The organism is Pseudomonas sp. IT-P253, from assembly GCF_949768125.1.
Lineage (GTDB): Bacteria > Pseudomonadota > Gammaproteobacteria > Pseudomonadales > Pseudomonadaceae > Aquipseudomonas.
The window spans coordinates 255,276-272,085 of record NZ_CATKPT010000011.1; the positions used below are offsets into that span (position 1 = coordinate 255,276).

General features: G+C 55.5%; 14 protein-coding genes. 8 read left to right on the plus strand and 6 right to left on the minus strand.

The annotated features are described in order from the left end of the window. The first annotated feature begins 153 nt into the window (after nt 1-153). The 4 genes from ACM6IR_RS07005 (at nt 154) to ACM6IR_RS07020 (ending at nt 3,692) form a co-directional block, all read left to right on the plus strand. Nucleotides 154-930 (plus strand): enoyl-CoA hydratase, encoded by a 777-nt coding sequence (locus tag ACM6IR_RS07005; RefSeq protein ID WP_414907018.1) that lies wholly within the window; start codon nt 154-156, stop codon nt 928-930. A gap of 90 nt (nt 931-1,020) precedes the next feature. After that, nucleotides 1,021-2,205: an acetyl-CoA C-acyltransferase family protein gene (locus tag ACM6IR_RS07010; RefSeq protein ID WP_414907019.1), complete on the plus strand. Its 1,185-nt coding sequence runs from the start codon at nt 1,021-1,023 to the stop codon at nt 2,203-2,205. Between the two features lie 22 nt (nt 2,206-2,227). Further along, a complete protein-coding gene (locus tag ACM6IR_RS07015) occupies nt 2,228-3,079 on the plus strand; it encodes a 3-hydroxybutyryl-CoA dehydrogenase (protein ID WP_414907020.1) in 852 nt (283 codons plus the stop codon). Continuing rightward, nucleotides 3,072-3,692, plus strand: coding sequence for a TetR/AcrR family transcriptional regulator (locus ACM6IR_RS07020; RefSeq protein ID WP_414907021.1), 621 nt, complete (start codon nt 3,072-3,074; stop codon nt 3,690-3,692). Before ACM6IR_RS07015 ends, ACM6IR_RS07020 begins: the two co-directional genes overlap by 8 nt. 80 nt (nt 3,693-3,772) lie before the next feature. Here the strand turns inward: ACM6IR_RS07020 and ACM6IR_RS07025 are convergent, their stop codons facing one another. The 5 genes from ACM6IR_RS07025 to ACM6IR_RS07045 form a co-directional block, all read right to left on the minus strand. Then, nucleotides 3,773-5,263, minus strand: coding sequence for an aldehyde dehydrogenase family protein (locus tag ACM6IR_RS07025; RefSeq protein ID WP_414907022.1), 1,491 nt, complete (start codon nt 5,261-5,263; stop codon nt 3,773-3,775). A gap of 48 nt (nt 5,264-5,311) precedes the next feature. Next, on the minus strand, nt 5,312-6,763 hold the full coding sequence (locus ACM6IR_RS07030) for a DHA2 family efflux MFS transporter permease subunit (RefSeq protein ID WP_414907023.1): 1,452 nt from the start codon (nt 6,761-6,763) through the stop codon (nt 5,312-5,314). Between the two features lie 64 nt (nt 6,764-6,827). Further along, nucleotides 6,828-8,576, minus strand: a complete 1,749-nt coding sequence (locus ACM6IR_RS07035) for a thiamine pyrophosphate-binding protein (RefSeq protein ID WP_414907024.1) — start codon at nt 8,574-8,576, stop codon at nt 6,828-6,830. Nucleotides 8,577-8,628: 52 nt separating this feature from the next. Further along, complete coding sequence (locus ACM6IR_RS07040; protein ID WP_414907025.1) at nt 8,629-9,660, minus strand: zinc-dependent alcohol dehydrogenase; 1,032 nt, start codon at nt 9,658-9,660, stop codon at nt 8,629-8,631. 38 nt (nt 9,661-9,698) lie between these two features. Continuing rightward, entirely contained in the window at nt 9,699-11,321 is a 1,623-nt protein-coding gene (locus ACM6IR_RS07045) for a class I adenylate-forming enzyme family protein (RefSeq protein ID WP_414907026.1), read from the minus strand. Nucleotides 11,322-11,679: 358 nt separating this feature from the next. Here ACM6IR_RS07045 and ACM6IR_RS07050 point away from each other — a divergent pair, with 358 nt between their 5' ends. From ACM6IR_RS07050 to ACM6IR_RS07065, 4 genes are read left to right on the plus strand one after another with little or no spacing between them, the layout of a single operon-like run. Beyond that, a complete protein-coding gene (locus tag ACM6IR_RS07050) occupies nt 11,680-12,330 on the plus strand; it encodes a TetR/AcrR family transcriptional regulator (protein WP_414907027.1) in 651 nt (216 codons plus the stop codon). Further along, a complete protein-coding gene (locus tag ACM6IR_RS07055; protein WP_414907028.1) occupies nt 12,297-13,397 on the plus strand; it encodes a phosphotransferase family protein in 1,101 nt (366 codons plus the stop codon). The genes ACM6IR_RS07050 and ACM6IR_RS07055 overlap by 34 nt, the downstream gene beginning before the upstream one ends. Nucleotides 13,398-13,414: 17 nt before the next feature. Further along, complete coding sequence (locus tag ACM6IR_RS07060) at nt 13,415-14,689, plus strand: acyl-CoA dehydrogenase family protein (RefSeq protein WP_414907029.1); 1,275 nt, start codon at nt 13,415-13,417, stop codon at nt 14,687-14,689. Between the two features lie 23 nt (nt 14,690-14,712). After that, nucleotides 14,713-15,471: an enoyl-CoA hydratase-related protein gene (locus ACM6IR_RS07065; protein WP_414907030.1), complete on the plus strand. Its 759-nt coding sequence runs from the start codon at nt 14,713-14,715 to the stop codon at nt 15,469-15,471. A gap of 84 nt (nt 15,472-15,555) precedes the next feature. Here ACM6IR_RS07065 and ACM6IR_RS07070 read toward each other — a convergent pair whose 3' ends face one another. After that, entirely contained in the window at nt 15,556-16,794 is a 1,239-nt protein-coding gene (locus ACM6IR_RS07070; protein WP_414907031.1) for a helix-turn-helix transcriptional regulator, read from the minus strand. Nucleotides 16,795-16,810: the final 16 nt, after the last annotated feature.

Genomic DNA, 16,810 nt, shown 5'->3' on the forward strand with positions numbered 1-16,810 from the left:
ACACAGAAATTCACAAACATTACATTGGTAGCCGCTACAGGACCCATGCGGACCAAACTGTCGTTGTCCGGTAGCGATCGATTATGGGGGCTGGATGTCGCTGAAGAGTTTAGCTGAAAAGTGCAGCCTCAACTCCATTAAAGAGACTACCCAATGACCTACACCAATCTCCTGCTGGAAATGCACGGAAAAGTCGCTCTTATTACTCTCAACCGTCCGCAAGCACTCAACGCACTGTCTCCAGAGTTAACCAAGGAACTCTGTCACCTTCTTGATTTATTGGAGGTTGATGACAACGTGGGCGCCGTTGTCTTGACTGGCAACGCGAAAGCCTTTGCTGCCGGTGCCGACATCAAGTCAATGCAAGATTTTTCTTACATGGAGGTCTACAAAACTGACTTCATCACCACAACCTGGGACCGTTTGGCGGCGTTTCGAAAACCCACTATCGCTGCAGTAGCTGGGTACGCTTTAGGCGGCGGTTGTGAGTTCGCAATGATGTGCGACTTCATCATTGCCGCTGACACAGCGAAATTCGGGCAGCCGGAGATTACCATCGGCACAATTCCCGGGTGCGGTGGCACCCAACGATTAGCTCGTTTTGTCGGTAAATCCAAGGCCATGGACATGATTCTGACCGGACGCATGATGGACGCCGACGAGGCGGAACGTTGTGGTCTAGTGAGCCGACTGGTGCCCGCAGCCCGACTGCTGGAAGAGACGCTCAGCATAGCCGCAGGTATATGTCAGCAGTCAGCGCCCATCAACATGATGGCTAAAGAAGCAGTCAATCGCGCATTCGAGACCAGTCTTGCCGAAGGTGTGCGCTTCGAGCGTCGCCTGTTTCATTCCACATTCGCGACTGAAGATCAGAAGGAAGGCATGCAAGCGTTTATCGAAAAGAGAAAGCCAGTTTTTTTGGATCGTTGATCCAAGGATTCTCTATCCCCTTGTCTGCGGTACTTCCAATACCGGCATGCGCACACTTGGTAAGCCCCATAAGTTCCATCGGAGATCCCCATGTCCTCGCCTGATGTTTATGTTCTCAGCGCAGTCAGAACACCCATTGGAACCTTCGGCGGTTCACTCAAGGATGTGCCACTCACACAGTTGGCAACCACGGTGGTTAAAGCGGCATTGACGCGCAGTGGTTGCGACGCACAACAGGTCGGTCATGTGGTGATGGGTAACGTCATACCAACCGACCCCAAAGACGCCTACGTGTCGCGCGTCGCTGCCCTGAATGCAGGCATTCCACAGGAAACTCCAGCGTTCAATGTCAATCGTCTCTGCGGTTCTGGCCTGCAGGCAATCATTAGTGCCGCCCAGTCCCTGATAGTGGGCGATGCAGAGATCGCCGTTGCCGGTGGCGTCGAATCCATGAGTCGCGGTCCATACATACTGCCCGGAGCACGTTGGGGTGGACGGCAGGGCAATCTTGAAGCCATCGATTACATGCTCGGTATTTTGCATGACCCTCTCTACGGCATCCATATGGGTATCACCGCTGAAAATATCGCAGATCGATATGGTATCAGCCGAGAAATGCAAGACGCTCTGGCGCTACAAAGCCAGCAACGCGCGGGCGCAGCGATTGCCAACGGACACTTCCTGAGCCAGATCGTGCCCGTTGAGATTTCTAGTCGTAAAGGCATCGAGCGCTTTGAGGTGGATGAACATGTCCGCAACAATATCTCTCTAGAACAGCTGGCAAAAATGAATCCCGCTTTCAGAAAAGACGGAACTGTCACTGCGGGCAACGCCTCAGGCTTGAATGACGGTGCCTCTGCGTTGGTGCTGGCAACTGGTGCGGCGATCCAGAACAGCAACCTACGTCCCCTCGCCCGCCTTGTGGCGTATGCCCATGCCGGGGTCGACCCTCAACTGATGGGGCTCGGCCCGATCCCTGCCACACGCCAGGCATTGGCACGCGCCGGTTTGACGGTGGCCGATCTGGATGTCATCGAATCAAACGAAGCATTTGCGGCCCAGGCTTGTGCTGTGACTCGTGAGCTGGACCTGGATCCGGCAAAGGTCAATCCCAATGGCTCTGGCATTTCGCTCGGACATCCAGTGGGCGCCACCGGCGCCATCATCACGACTAAGGCCATTCATGAACTGCATCGCATCCAGGGGCGCTATGCATTGGTGACGATGTGCATTGGTGGTGGACAAGGGATCGCTGCGATCTTCGAGCGCGTTTGACATTGACTCAATGGAAAATTCTATGAATAAGCAACGTATAGCTGTGATTGGTGCAGGCACCATGGGTAATGGTATCGCTCAGGTGTGCGCTATCGCAGGCCTGCAGGTAACTTTGGTGGATGTCAGCGATGAGGCATTGGCACGAGGCCTGAAAACCCTCGCGACTAATCTGGATCGCCAGGTTCGCAAAGGTACTTTGACGCAAGAATCGAAGGATAATGCTTTAACCAGGATCCATACGACGACGGACTATTCCGCATTGTCTGACGCAAGCCTGATTATCGAAGCCGCCACCGAAAACCTCCAGCTGAAGTTGCGCATCCTTCAACAGATCGACCAGCAGGTCGATGCCACAAGCATCATTGCCAGTAACACGTCATCGCTGTCCATTACTCAACTGGCGGCAGCGGTCAGCCATCCTGAGCGTTTTATTGGCCTGCACTTTTTCAACCCCGTTCCGATGATGGAACTGGTGGAGCTGATTCGCGGCCTGCAAACCTCCGATGCAACCCATGCCCATACGTTGGCCTTCGCCAAAGAAATTGGCAAAACGCCGATTACGGCGAAAAACAGCCCAGGTTTTGCAGTCAATCGCATTCTGGTGCCCATGATCAATGAAGCCATCTTCGCACTGCAGGAAGGCTTGGCCAGTGCGGAAGATATCGACACCGGCATGAAGCTGGGGTGCAACCAGCCGATCGGCCCGCTGGCACTGGCCGACTTGATCGGTCTCGATACGTTGCTGGCGGTGCTTGAGTCGTTCCATGATGGCTTCGGCGACCCCAAGTACCGCCCCGCTCCATTGCTCAAGGAAATGGTTGCCGCGCGGCATCTGGGTCGTAAAGTCGGCCAAGGGTTTTACCGCTATGACTGAGCGGCAGTCCTTGGCAAGTGTCGAAAGCTTGCCTTCTACCCTGACACGTCAACTTCAGGCACGTCAAAAAGCGGTAGAGCTTTTCGCCACCAGAGGTTTCGGTCAGGTGAGCATGCGCGACTTGGCAGCTCATCTCGGAATCCATGCGGGATCGCTGTATCACCACTTCGAAAGCAAGGAAACCCTTCTATTCGAAGTGATCGAAGAGCTTTACGAGACACTGCTGGTTAATGCACAGAATCAATTGAGCAAGAACAGAAGCGCCACAGCAAAACTGAATGCGCTGCTGCAGGCACATATTGCCCTACATGAGCAAAAAGGGGCGTACTTCCAAGTGGCCGAGCATGAATCGCGCAATCTCTGCACTCAACATCAGGAGCGGATCCGGCAGCTGCGCCAACGTTACGAGGAGTACTTTCTGACATTGCTTTCAGATACCGGATCGTACTCGCCAAATCTTAAGGCCGCAGTTCAAAGCATGGTGTCTATTCTGAACAATATCCCGGCGTGGCTTGAACGTACTCCGCTGTCTAAAACCGAACGCATGAAGCTGATGCTTGAGACCGCTCAGGGTTCAATTGCCTGGGCACTCGGGATGCAAAGGACCGCTTGAATCCTGCTCCAAGGGTCATGAAACAATTGAGGGTGGACAGACAGTCGCTGTACACCCTCAAGCTTGGGACACACATAGCCTCAATAGGCTATGACAATCGACTTGGTTTCGGTGTAGGCCTCAATCGCTGCGCGGCCGTTTTCGCGACCTATCCCTGACTGTTTGAAACCACCAAACGGGATGTTCGGATCCGACGGCAGATGGGTGTTGATCCAGACCGTCCCAGCCTCGATTCGCTCGGCAATCCGTAACGCGTTACTGATATCGCGCGTCCAGACACTGGCTGCCAGACCGTAGGGGGTATCGTTGGCCTGACGAATCACTTCCTCTATGTCATCGAAAGGCTGGGCCACAAGTACTGGACCGAACACTTCTTCCCTCACCAGAGTCAGTGGCTTACCCGAGGTATGAGCAAACACTGTGGGCTGAACGAAGTATCCAGCCCCCTCCGGCGCCGCACCTCCCGCCAGCAACTCAGCGCCCTCGCGCTCACCCGTCTCGATCAGGCCCAACACTCGTTGGCGTTGCTTGGCTGAAATCAACGGGCCAATTTGGCTCTGCGGATCGAAGCCTGATCCCAGGCGCAAGTTCTTCGCCGCCTGGGCAACCCCATCGACAACTTCATCGAAGTGTTTCTTGTGCACATACAAACGCGAGCCCGCGGTGCAGACCTGCCCTTGATCATAAAAAATCGCGCTACTGGCGCCGGCAATCACGGCTTGCACATCAACGTCATCCAGAACAATGACCGGGCTTTTACCGCCCAATTCCAGTGACACTCGTTTTATGTCATGCCCGCATTGCTGACCAATTATCCGACCGACCTCGGTGGATCCGGTAAACGCGACTTTATTCACACCGGGATGGCGGACCAGAGCGGCACCCGTTGCACCATCGCCGGTAACGACATTGAAAACACCTGGGGGAATGCCCGCCTGCAACGCCAATTCAGCCAGCTTTAATGCGGTCAAAGGTGTCTCTTCAGAAGGTTTCAGCACTAAGGTACAACCGGTGGCCAGCGCTGGCGCGATCTTCCAGATCGCCATTAACAATGGATAGTTCCAAGGCACAATGGCCGCCACGACACCCGCCGGCTGGCGTTTGACGATAGCCTGAAAACGGGTCCCAGGAGCAGACGCCGAGACGTCCAGCGCCAAACCTTCGATCTTGGTTGCCCAGCCCGCCATGTAACGCACCCACTGTGCACCGGCGAGTACGTCGAAACCTCGGGAGTTAGCCAACAGTTTGCCGTTATTGAGCGTCTCCAGGCCTGCCAATAGATCGGCGTTCTCCTCGATCAAATCAGCAAAGCGCAAGATCATCCGCTCACGGACTGCCGGAGTGATATCTCGCCAGTGAGTGCTACTCAATGCGGCCTGGGCCGCGCGCACCGCTGCGTCCACGTCCTTTTCACCGGCGTGAGAAATCTGTGCGATCTCCTGGCCGGTTGCAGGGTCATGGATCGCAGCAGTCCGACCATCGACTGCTGCCCGCCATTCCCCATTGATCAGTAACTCACGGGGCATCGCCAAGGCCGCCTTGAGAGCGGTTTCATTAGTATGTGCGTTCATCGACAAACTCCCATTTCATTTTCGGGGTGTGTTTCCCCAATTTGTTGTTCAGGGACAAGAGGGAATCTTGCTTGCATCAGAACCGGCTGCCGGCTCGATCCGGGGGGACTTGCGAATGAATACCGCCGGCAGCAGCGCACACAGCATCAACAATGCCGCCAACCAGAAGCACTCATGAAAGGCTTCAAACGCTGCCGTCGAAGCATTGGTTATGGCATGCCCTTCCAGCCGCCATTGGTAAAGGATCGCCAACACATTGATTCCGATCGCCCCGCCCAACTGCATGAAAAAGTTCATGGTGGTAGAGGCATAAGGCAGCAACGCAGGCGGAACCGACTGAATGGCGGCGACAGTGGTAGAGGGAATCAGCATCCCCATCGCCACACGGCTAAGCGTGAACCAAGCGGCAACCACCCAGAAACCGGTCACAGCAGTTGTAAAGGTGAAGCCGATGCTCGCTAGCGCAAACAAAAACAAACCACCGATGGTCACCGTTCGGGCGCTGAGCTTGTCGCATAAGGCACCCGCGCTGAAAATGACCAGCACAAGAATAATGCCCCCCGGAACCTGCATTGCGCCGGAATCTGCCGGCGAGTAACCCGCGGCACTTTGAAGGAAATACGGGATTAAATAGCTCGTGCCGTATAGACAGAACCCATAAGGTACCGCCACCAGAAACACGGCCCAAAAGCGTGGGTTACGAAACAGACTGAGTTCGACCAGTGGGGCCTTGCAGCGCAGTTGCCAGAACACCAGCCAGACCAGACTGACCAGCGTCAGTGCCAGGCATCCCAACGTCTGCCAGGTTGTCCATCCTTTGCTCAGGCCTAACCCGGTAATGTTCAGCAGAGCGAAAATGAAGACTGTCAGCAGCAACATCCCCAGCCAATCAAATCGACCGTGAACGATGGTTGGGTCCGCCTCCGGCACATACTTGAACGCCAGTAACAGCGCAGGTAAGCAGAACAGCAGCGGAAACAGGAAAATCACAGGCCAACCAAATGGCCCCAGCAATACACCGCCAACTGCAGGGCCAATGGCAGGCGCCAGCACCGCGCCGACACCAAAGACTCCCATGGCCATCCCTACGGCTTGTGGCGGGAACACTCGGGCAATCGTGATCAGTGCCACTGCAGGGACCAGTCCCATCGCAATGCCCTGCATGACGCGAGCAAAAATGGCCACCTGCGCATTCCAGCTCATGGCGCCCAGCAGCGAAACACCGACGAACAGCAACAGGGTAAATACGTAAACACGCCGCAGACCAAATCGCCCCGTAAGCCATCCGGTGGCCAGAATTGAGGTGGTCGCAGTGACCTGAAAGCCAGTTGCAAGCCACTGAATGACCTCTTGACCAACATTGAAAGCGGCCATCATCTCCGGCAAAGCCACCATCACCATGGTCGCGGAAAACCCCAAGGCAATGGTGCCTAGCAGCACAGTGATGCTGGACATCCAACGATAGTTTCGAGAGAGTTGTTGCGTATCTTGAGTACTCATGGGGATGCCCTGCTCAAACGGTTGGCCGCAGCACCGCACAGAGCGGTGCTACGTATGCTTGCAATCACTCGTCGCTGTAGACCGCTTTGTCAGCGTGCCAGCGTGTCCAGAGATGGGTATTGGGCATTTGGTAGGCATTCACCTCACGATCTATCACCACCTGGACGATGGCCGGTTTTCCGCTGGCAAATGCCCGCTCCATGGCCGGAGCGATTTGTTCACTGGTTTCACAGAATTCGCCATGTCCGCCCATGGCTCGGGCCATGTCATCCAGACGGACAAAGGCGTGATCGACCTCGAAGGTGCGTCCACAGACGTGCATGTAGTAAGGCACCTCCAGAGACCAGCCTTGGTCGTAACCCACCACAATGACGATCGGCAATTGATAACGAACCGCTGTTTCAAACTCCATCGGGTAGAAACCGAAAGCACCATCTCCGGTGATCAGGCAGACACGCTTGTCAGCATTCGCTTCGGCCAGTGACGCACCCAGCGCGTAAGGCAGGCCTGTCCCCAGGTTGCCCAGCTTGCCGGCAAACATGAACCCACCCAGCGAATGCTGGATATAGTTGTGCATCCAGATACTGAATGCCCCACCGTCCCTGATCAGGACAACGTCTTCAGGCAGGGTCTTCTGGACTTCGAGCACTGCGCGCCCCGGATGAATCGGCGTGCTCGATATGGTCGCGACCTGAGCACAGAAATCGGCATAACGGCTTTGCCGCTCGGTTTGCCAGCGCTCCACCTGGGTGTTGTGCTGAAGTGGCTGATGGCGACGTAGCGCAGCGATCAACCGCGGCAAAATCTGCCGCATGTCACCCGCCAGGCCAACCTCCACCGGACGATTGCGACCAATGTTCTGTGGGTCCAGATCAAGCTGAATCCAGCGCTGTGTCCCTTGTTTACCGAAATAATTCGGAAAGCCCTTCTGTTCATTTGAATAGGCATAACCGCCGAAACCCAGCTTCTCACCGATGGGGGTGCCGATCGCGAAAATCACGTCCGCATCGCGGCTGATGCTTGCCCCTGGTTCAAGACCCAGATCAAACACATACGGATGTGTATCCGCCAACACCCCACGGCCGGATGCAGTGAGAATTACAGGTGCTTGCAGTGCTTGCACCAGCTCATCGAACAGCGCCTGGGAACCCGAGTTACGAATCCCGGCACCGCCAACCAGCAAAGGCGATTTGGCCTGAACCAACATCGATGCGGCTCTTTTAATCTGCGCGTCGCTGACCGTTTCCTCGAATGTCGTCGGCCGATAATTCTGCGGAGCCACCAGCTCACCGAAATCGCGATCTTCCAACAACATATCAAAGGGCAAGCCAATGTAGACCGGACCCGGAGTACCGGATCGCAGTTGCCGGAAAGCCTCATGGAAGAGCTCATCGGCCTCCATCGGATTCTCCAGCACTGCGGCGAACTTGGTCATCGGCCTGACCACCTCAATGCTCGGAGGGCATTGGAATTTCGAGCGTCGGGGAGAATTACGAGCCAACGACGTGCGTTCGGAACCGATGTACAACACAGGAAGGTGCTCCTCCCATGAGTTGGCAATGGCCGAATAAAGATTGATCACGCCGGGGCCACAGTTGGCGCCCACTACTGAAATATTGCCTGTGAACGCGGCATAGGCCTCGGCCATGAAGCCGCTGGCAGTTTCATGGTGGGGAGCGATCAATGGGACACCACGATCATGCAGTGCATGATGCAACTTGCCGAAAGTGACTTCTGGCAGTGAAAAAAACTTGTCTATGCCTTCGGCAACTAACAGGTCAGCGATACGTTCACCTAGCGATTGCAGGGCCATCGTCTCTCTCCATTTATTGTTATGTGTGCTTTGGAACGTCAATGAGCGAGGCTCAAAGCGTCTCTCGGTTAGGCAACAGAATGACCTTGATCGCTTGCCCACCGCCCTGGACCTCAAAGGCCTGGCTAACGTCGGCAAGGGCAAACTGATGGGAAATCAAACGTTCACGGTCGAGCTTTCCTTCCGACATTAATTGCAAGGCCAACTCCAGCTCTTCGGCGGCGTAGCCGTTGGAGCCGAACAGGCTGATTTGCTTGGTAATCATTGGCATCATGTCGATGTTCAACTGGTCCTCGTAGGCGCCAAAACAGATGACCCTGCCGTCGCCCGGGCGGGCCATACGCAGGGCCGACTCCAGAGGCGCGGGCCCGGTCATGTGTTTCAGGTACCCGGCACACTCGAAGACGACACTGATATCTGTCGGCTCGATTTCGGGATAAGTAATTGGCAGAAAGCCACAAATGGCTTTGGCAGTGGTGAGCAGGTCCTGGTGACGAGGATTGATCGTATCGGTCGCCCCGATCTCCAAGGCCATAGCCAGGCGCTCGTCAGACACATCGATGGCGACAATTTTCCCGACGTCGATTTCCAGCGCTTTGAGCGCCTGAATCACACCAAGACCGATAATGCCCACCCCGAAAACTACAACGTTGTCACCTGACTTCAGGTTGGCCTTGCGGATCATCTGCAGGCCATCGGCCAAGGGTTCGGTGGTCGCCGCAGCAGTGAAAGAAACATTCCCGGGGATGCGCACCAGCTGAAACGGATTGACAGGCACGGGCACCAGGTCAGCCATTCCGCCCATTCCCACACCTACCACACGCTCACCAATGCTGTAATTGACCACACCCTCCCCAACCGCAGTGATCACCCCACTGAATTCATGCCCAGGAATCTCCAACCCTTCAGGGTCGACACGCACCAGTTGCTTGCGATGGGCGTCGGTGCGGTACATATGCAGGTCACTCCCGCAGATACCGCAAGCCTCCACGCGTATCAACACTTCGCCAGGAGCCACTTGCGGCACGGTCGCCTGCGCATTCATTTCTATATGCCCAGGGTCGTGAAAAACGGCTGCTTGCATGAACTCATCCCTTTTAGAAGTTGGATATGACGTGCCCATCAGCGCAATTCCTTACGCATTATTTTTCCACTGGTGGTTTTGGGTAAATCGTCGCGAATCTCGATTTTCCGTGGGTATTTATAGGCAGCCATGCGTGATTTACAGAAAACAATAAGTTGCTCGGGTGTGACTTGGGCTCCCGCCTTCAAGCTAACGACGGCTTTTACGCTCTCTCCGCGATAGTCATCTTTCACTCCAACCACAGCGACTTCACGCACGTCAGGATGGCCGTAAAGCACGTCTTCTACTTCTCGTGGCCAGACTTTAAAGCCGGAGGCGATGATGACGTCCTTCATCCGATCAACGAGGAAAAGCCAACCCTCAGCGTCCAGATACCCAACATCGCCGCTACGCAAAAACCCATCACTCATGACTTCGCAAGTCGCCTCAGGGCGTTGCCAGTAGCCACGCATGACTTGCGGGCCACGAATCAAAATCTCCCCGATGCTGCCCGTCGGTAGCGCCTGGCCCTGTTCATTGGCAATACGCAGGTGGGTAGCATGAATGGGTAATCCAACCGACAACACGCCCTCTTCGTTGCACACGGCCAATCGGTCATGAGGCACTGCCGTTGCCACAGAAGTGGTTTCAGTCAGTCCATAGACTGCTCGGATGTCGTGCCCGAATTTTTGCCGGAAAGCAATGACCACTGCTTCAGGAATGGGCGCGCCCCCGGAGTAGATTTTTTTCAGTGAAGCAAGCTGTTCTGGACGAACATTGTCAGCATTAAGCAGTGCAATGAACGCAGTGATGGCACCGATAGTGAATGCAGCCTGATAGGTCTGCACGGCTTCGGCAAAAACCTCAGGGTGAAAGCGTGCAGTCAGCACAAGAGGAGCGGAGCAAGCAAAGGCGACGCCGATATGCAGAATTAGTCCGGTGACATGAAACAGGGGAGCCATCGCCAGGATCGGCACACCATCATCCAGAGCAGCCCAGCTGCGAAAAGCCTCGCTGTTAAAGGCATAACTCGCATGACTATGTTCAACTCCCTTGGGTAGACCGGTGGTTCCCGAGGTGTACACAATAGTGGCAATGTCACTTCTCTTGATCCGTGTGCGGACCGGCTTTGCATTGGCCCACGCCGCAGTAATGTCGCGCAGGAAAAAGCCTTCTTCCGCTGGTGTTGAGGGTACTCCGAAAATACGCGGATCATTCCGCCTCTGAAGTTCATGCTCACCCGCAACAATCAACAGCAAGTTGTCGGGCCGATGTTCAAGCTGAGACACCACCTCATGATAGAGATAGTCATGGCACATCAATACTTTGGCCTGACTATCCTCAAGCAATAACGAGAGTTCTCGAGCCCGGTTCATAGGGTTGATGCTCACAGCAATTGCCCCCAGCTTCCAACTGGCAATCAAGCCAATCACAAACTGCGGCACATTTTGCAGAAACAACCCGACGCGATCTCCAGCGACCACGCCTTGCTCCTGCCAGAATGCCGCCAACGCGTTGGCATCCCGATCCAGTTGGGCGTAGCTGAGCGTCGTATCGAAATAATGCACGGCAGCGGCCTGTGGAGCCTTGTCGCGGGCGGCGTCGAACATCTGCAAGGCATCGGTAAAATGCGCCTCGAATGCGCAATCAGGCGAAGACTCGACAACTCGTTCAACACTCATGACGCTGCGACTCCTCTTGCTCCATGGTGGCGAGGCAGCCAGCTGGGTTCGCTGACCCATTTTCGAGCGTTACAAGGCACAAAATGGCCTTCATCGCAGACCTCGCATTTTCTTGTTTTTTTGGATTATCGCGGCGTATGGATCGAGCAATAGCCTTGGAAAAATCGAGCACCAGCACCGCAGTTGCTATAAGTGTTCGCCCCTCCATCGTCCGACCGCATCGTCTGTTCAGACTATTCTTGAAGCCCCCTACTCGCGAGTAAGCTATTTCCTTGAAAGCACGGATGCGACCTCTTGGGTCGAATGGCTTTCGGGCAATGATGTCATTCAGCCGCAACTCGTTTGATCAGGGATTTCCATGACGAACACCATCAACAATCGCTCACCGTGGGCAAAGAAGCAGGACCGCCTGACCGAGCGAGAAAACAAACGCGATGCTGTACTACGCACGGCAGCCGAGTTGTTCAACGAGAAAGGCTTTCATGCCACCTCCCTTGACGAAGTGGCTGAGCGGCTGAATGTGAGCAAGCCGACGGTGTACTACTACGTGAAGAACAAGGATGAAATCCTCTTCGAATGCGTACGTATCGGTCTGGAGATGCTGGAGAACGCCTCGAACGAAGCGATTCAGAGCGGTAGTGATTCAAAGGAAAACCTGATCGCCGTGATGCACAAGTACGCCGAGATCGTGACGATGGATTTCGGTATGTGCTTGATTCGCGTCGGTGAAGACCCCTTGCCTTTGGAAAGTCGCCGCAAACTGCGACGACTCAAGAGTCGCATCGATCTCAAGTTCCGCAGCCTGATTCAGCAAGGTATAGCCGACGGGGTCTTGATGCCCTGCGATCCAAAAATCGCAGCGTTCACCATCGCCGGTGCGTTGAGCTGGATTGCCCGCTGGTATGACCCCAAGGGCCCCCTCAGGGCCGAAGACATCGCTAACCAATGCATCGACTTGCTGATGAACGGGCTCAATTGCAGATCGACCCCCAGCAGCGGTGTCAACTGATCCAGTCCCTCCGAGAAGTGCTCAAAATGACAAAAAAAGAGACCTCAAACATTACCGAATTTCATCCCGAACAGCTCCAGGCATTCCTCAAGGACACGATCAGCGGGCTGCAAGGGAATATGCGCCTGGAGCGCATCGGTGGTGGCCAGTCCAACCCGACGTTCTTTGTCACCTTTGACAATCGCGAAATGGTGCTTCGCAAGAAACCAAGTGGCGAGATCCTGCCATCGGCCCACGCGGTTGATCGTGAATACCGTGTCATGACCGCACTTGCGCAGTCTCAGGTCCCAGTGCCAAAGACTGTGCTTTATCACGCAGAACCCGACATCGTCGGAACGCCCTTCTATTTAATGGAAAGACTCCAGGGGCGCGTTTTTCCGGAATATAGCCTGCCCGGGGTATCACCCGACGATCGCAGAGCCATGTATGAATCCATGGCCCGGACGCTGGCAGACTTGCATCAAGTTGACTGGCAGGCGATTGGCCTTTCTGACTACGGCCGTGAAGGCAATTACTTTTCCAGACAGCTGGCGCGGTGGGGCAGCCAATGGGAAACGGCCGACCAGCACGATAATCCACAGCTTGACAGTCTGCTGGCCTGGCTTCGCGCCAATTTACCCTTGGACGATGAAACCACGGTGTGCCATGGCGATTTCCGACTGGGTAACCTGATGTTTCACCCCACCGAACCGCGAGTCATCGGCGTGCTCGACTGGGAGCTTTCAACCCTCGGTCACCCACTGGCCGATCTGGCTTACAACTGCATCGCCTGGCACACCTTGCCGTCTGAATACGGCGGCATCCGTGGTCTGGATCTTCAGGCGCTGGGCATACCCTCCCAAGCAGAGTATTTGCAGCAGTACTACGCCTCCACTCAATGCAGTCGAGGGGCCGAAACCTTTCACTTCGCTTTCGCGCTGTTTCGCCTGGCGGTGATTTTCGAAGGCATAGCAGCCCGGGCACGGTCCGGCAGCGCAGCTTCGCAGAACGCCGCAAGTGTCGGCCCCCTGGGAAAAGTTTTCGCCCGACGCGGCCTCGAGCTGCTCGATAACGCCATTGTCCTTTGACCCGTCGAGACCCGCCCATGAACTTTGAATATCCGCCCCACGTCGTTCAACTGCAACAACGCCTTCAAGCGTTCTACGATAACTACTTGCTGCCGGCCAACATCCAATGGCATCACCAGGCCGAACAAGGTATTTACCCACTCGAGCTGATCAATGACCTTAAAGCTCTCGCCAAGGACGAGGGGCTATGGAACCTGTTTCTGCCAGCCCTGCGATCGGACGAGCCAGGCACCCGGCTGAGTAATCTCGAATACGCGCCGCTGTCGGAAATCATGGGCAGACTGCCCTGGGCTGCCGAGGTGTTCAACTGCAATGCGCCAGACTCCGGCAATATGGAACTGTTGCACCTCGCGGCCAGCCCCGAGCAATACCAGCGTTGGCTCAAACCCCTGCTGGAAGGTGATATTCGCTCCTGTTTCGCCATGACCGAGCCGGATGTCGCTTCCTCTGATGCCACCAACATCGCCACGCGCATCGAGCGCGTCGGTGAGCAGTATGTGATCAACGGGCGCAAATGGTTCACCACCGGTGCTCTGCACCCAAACTGCAAATTGATGATCGTATTGGGCCGCAATGCCGATGAAAGCAGCAGCCATCAAAACCACTCGATGATCCTTGTGCCGATGGACACTCCCGGCGTCCAGATCGTGCGCAACGTGCCGCTCATGCATCACTACGCCGTTGAGGGGCATTGCGAAGTATTGCTCAGCAATGTCCGCGTTCCACTTGATCATCTGCTGGGCAAGGAAGGTGGCGGGTTTTCTCTCGCTCAGGCACGCCTTGGGCCGGGGCGAATTCACCATTGCATGCGCACCATCGGTCAGTGCGAACTGGCGCTTGAATTGATGTGCACCCGCGCTCTGGAGCGCAAAGCTTTCGGTCGTCACCTGGCAGATTTCTCCAATGTGCGTGACTGGATTGCCGAGTCGCGAGTCGAGATCGATCAGGCGCGACTCCTGGTGCTGCGCGCGGCAGACACTATCGATCGTTTGGGCAATAACAGCGCCCGTGTCGATGTCTCGGCCATCAAACTGGTTGCCGCACGCCTCCAAACCCGCGTGCTGGATCGTGCCATTCAGGTATTTGGTGCAATGGGCATGACCGCCGACACCCCGCTCGCATTCCTCTGGACCTGGGGGCGCGCGCTGCACTTCATTGACGGCCCGGACGAGGTGCATCTACGCACCGTCGCCAAGGATGAACTCGCCAAGGCCAAAACCCGAGGCGCGGCCTGCGCAGCCTACTTCACCCCAAATTTACCGTCCCACTCCCTCGCAGGAGATCAGCAATGAACAGTGAAGATGCACCACTGACCTTGACCCTGGACGGCCCGGTTGCTCACCTTCTTTTTAATCGCCCTGCGGCACTGAATGCAATTAATGTCCCCATGGCTTTGGCGTTTCGCGACGCCATGCGGACTATCGCTGCCTCTAGCGATATTCGTGTCGTTATCCTCAAGGGCGCCGGCCGTGCGTTCGTCGCAGGGGGTGATCTTGCCAGCCTGCGAGAAAACCCGCTGGAAAATGCCCAAGTACTGATTGCCCCCTTACATGAGGCGCTGGCAATCATGACCGGACTGTCACAACCGGTGATTGCCAGCGTACATGGCGCCGTCGCAGGCGCTGGCGTCAGCATCGCATTGGCCTGTGATTTTGTCCTTGCCGCGCAGGGCACACGCTTCAACCTGGCTTATGCCTCGATTGGCACCAGCCCTGATGCGTCAGCCTCATGGCACCTGCCAAGGCTAGTCGGCCTGCATAAGGCAATGGAGCTACTTTTGCTGAGTGAGCCGTTCGATGCCGACGAAGCATTGCGTCTGGGTTTGATCGGCAAAAAGGTTGCCGCGGATCAGCTCCAGGCTGAAACCGAACGTTTGGCCAATCGCCTGGCACAGGGCCCGACATTCGCGCTGGGGCAAACTAAACGACTTCTACGAAACGCTTTTCAACATAGCCTTGAGGAGCAACTGGACGCCGAACGCGAAGGGTTTTGCGCATGCACTCAAACCGAGGATTTCGGTCGCGGAATAGAAGCGTTCTTCACGAAGGAAAAAGCCCACTATCTCGGCTCTTAGTCTGAACAGACGCTGGCTCAGACCGGGCACACATTGGAGATATCGGTGAAACTGCGAGGCGGCTTTTCCATCGACTGATCCAGCTCAATCGTTGTTGGGTGTAACACTGCCCAACAACAGACGCACCAGCGCTGTTTGACGGGTCACCCCGGTCTTGGAAAATATCGAGCGCAGATGCGCTCGCGCGGTGTTCTTGCGAATATTGAGATCATCCGCGGCCTCGTCCAGCGTCATCCCGTCAGCCAGCAACAGCGCCAGCGCCGCTTCGGCCGGAGTCAATTCGAACAGCGACTGAATCACGTCCGGCGAAGCCTGGGATTTATGCTCTGGATCGCGCAAAAACACCATGACCGCTGGCCGATGCCGTCCTTCCGACCATTCGTTCAGAGGTACCGAACGTATCGCCACGCCATATTTGGCCAGTCCCGATGATCGAGTGATCGCCATCGCTTGCGGAAGATGGGTAGGGTTTTCCAGAGCCTGACGGATAAATTGTTGAAGAGCGCGATTTTCAGTCGAATACTTGGCTTCCAGCGCTCTGTTCGATATGTGGATGCCATCATGCGCGCGAAGAATTTCATCGGCCACCTTATTGGTTTTCATGATGGCTCCAGTCTCATTGATCACCACAGTACCCAGCATCATGCGATCCACAGCACCCGCATACAGTCTGCGCTCCGACTCAATGTGATCCAATCGGAAGTGCAGTTCAATGGACCGCTTCAGATGTGACATGAGGGCCTCGCACACTGCACGATCCCGATCGGTAAATGCCTGCGACGCATGGCTGCGACAAACACGAAACCGGCACTCGGAACCATCTTTGGTATAGATATCGAAACCCAACAGATAACGTATATCGTAAGGTTCGACAAACTGCTTATAGAAGTCGCTGGTAATCCAATTGCCGGCACCGATCATCTCCTCTACCGTCAGGACCTTGTCTGGCGGTAAGCCTACAAAGGGATCGAGGCTGAAAATGGCGCGGCTGGTATATTCGCCCTGCTCCATAAAGGGGCCTTTGGGGCTGGCATTGATAATCAATGCATTATTTCTTTCCGAGGCAGGACGCAAGATCAACGAGACCCAATTCGCATCCAGAAGGTCGCGCAAAAAATTGAGTGAACCTGACCAGGGCAAGGCCTCCAGCGGACCTTCATAAATAAGCGAAATCAGTTCATTGAAGGTTGCCGGGGTCATACGGCTGCGCGAAAAAACCTCAAGGCTGCCAGCGCCCTCTTGCTGTTCGCTCATGTCGGCAGGTTCACAGAAGGGATGACTGACATCGCTGCGAGATACAGGTTCAGGCCAAACGAGTCTCATGCTTTTCTCCCGGTTA

Excerpts from the sequence above, each read along its gene's own strand:
- ACM6IR_RS07010 (WP_414907019.1), top strand. The coding sequence starts at position 1,021 with ATGTCCTCGCCTGATGTTTATGTTCTCAGCGCAGTCAGAACACCCATT.
- ACM6IR_RS07015 (WP_414907020.1), top strand. The coding sequence starts at position 2,228 with ATGAATAAGCAACGTATAGCTGTGATTGGTGCAGGCACCATGGGTAAT.
- ACM6IR_RS07070 (WP_414907031.1), bottom strand. The coding sequence starts at position 16,794 with ATGAGACTCGTTTGGCCTGAACCTGTATCTCGCAGCGATGTCAGTCAT.
- ACM6IR_RS07040 (WP_414907025.1), bottom strand. The coding sequence starts at position 9,660 with ATGCAAGCAGCCGTTTTTCACGACCCTGGGCATATAGAAATGAATGCG.
- ACM6IR_RS07045 (WP_414907026.1), bottom strand. The coding sequence starts at position 11,321 with ATGAGTGTTGAACGAGTTGTCGAGTCTTCGCCTGATTGCGCATTCGAG.
- ACM6IR_RS07005 (WP_414907018.1), top strand. The coding sequence starts at position 154 with ATGACCTACACCAATCTCCTGCTGGAAATGCACGGAAAAGTCGCTCTT.
- ACM6IR_RS07060 (WP_414907029.1), top strand. The coding sequence starts at position 13,415 with ATGAACTTTGAATATCCGCCCCACGTCGTTCAACTGCAACAACGCCTT.
- ACM6IR_RS07020 (WP_414907021.1), top strand. The coding sequence starts at position 3,072 with ATGACTGAGCGGCAGTCCTTGGCAAGTGTCGAAAGCTTGCCTTCTACC.
- ACM6IR_RS07050 (WP_414907027.1), top strand. The coding sequence starts at position 11,680 with ATGACGAACACCATCAACAATCGCTCACCGTGGGCAAAGAAGCAGGAC.
- ACM6IR_RS07030 (WP_414907023.1), bottom strand. The coding sequence starts at position 6,763 with ATGAGTACTCAAGATACGCAACAACTCTCTCGAAACTATCGTTGGATG.
- ACM6IR_RS07025 (WP_414907022.1), bottom strand. The coding sequence starts at position 5,263 with ATGAACGCACATACTAATGAAACCGCTCTCAAGGCGGCCTTGGCGATG.
- ACM6IR_RS07035 (WP_414907024.1), bottom strand. The coding sequence starts at position 8,576 with ATGGCCCTGCAATCGCTAGGTGAACGTATCGCTGACCTGTTAGTTGCC.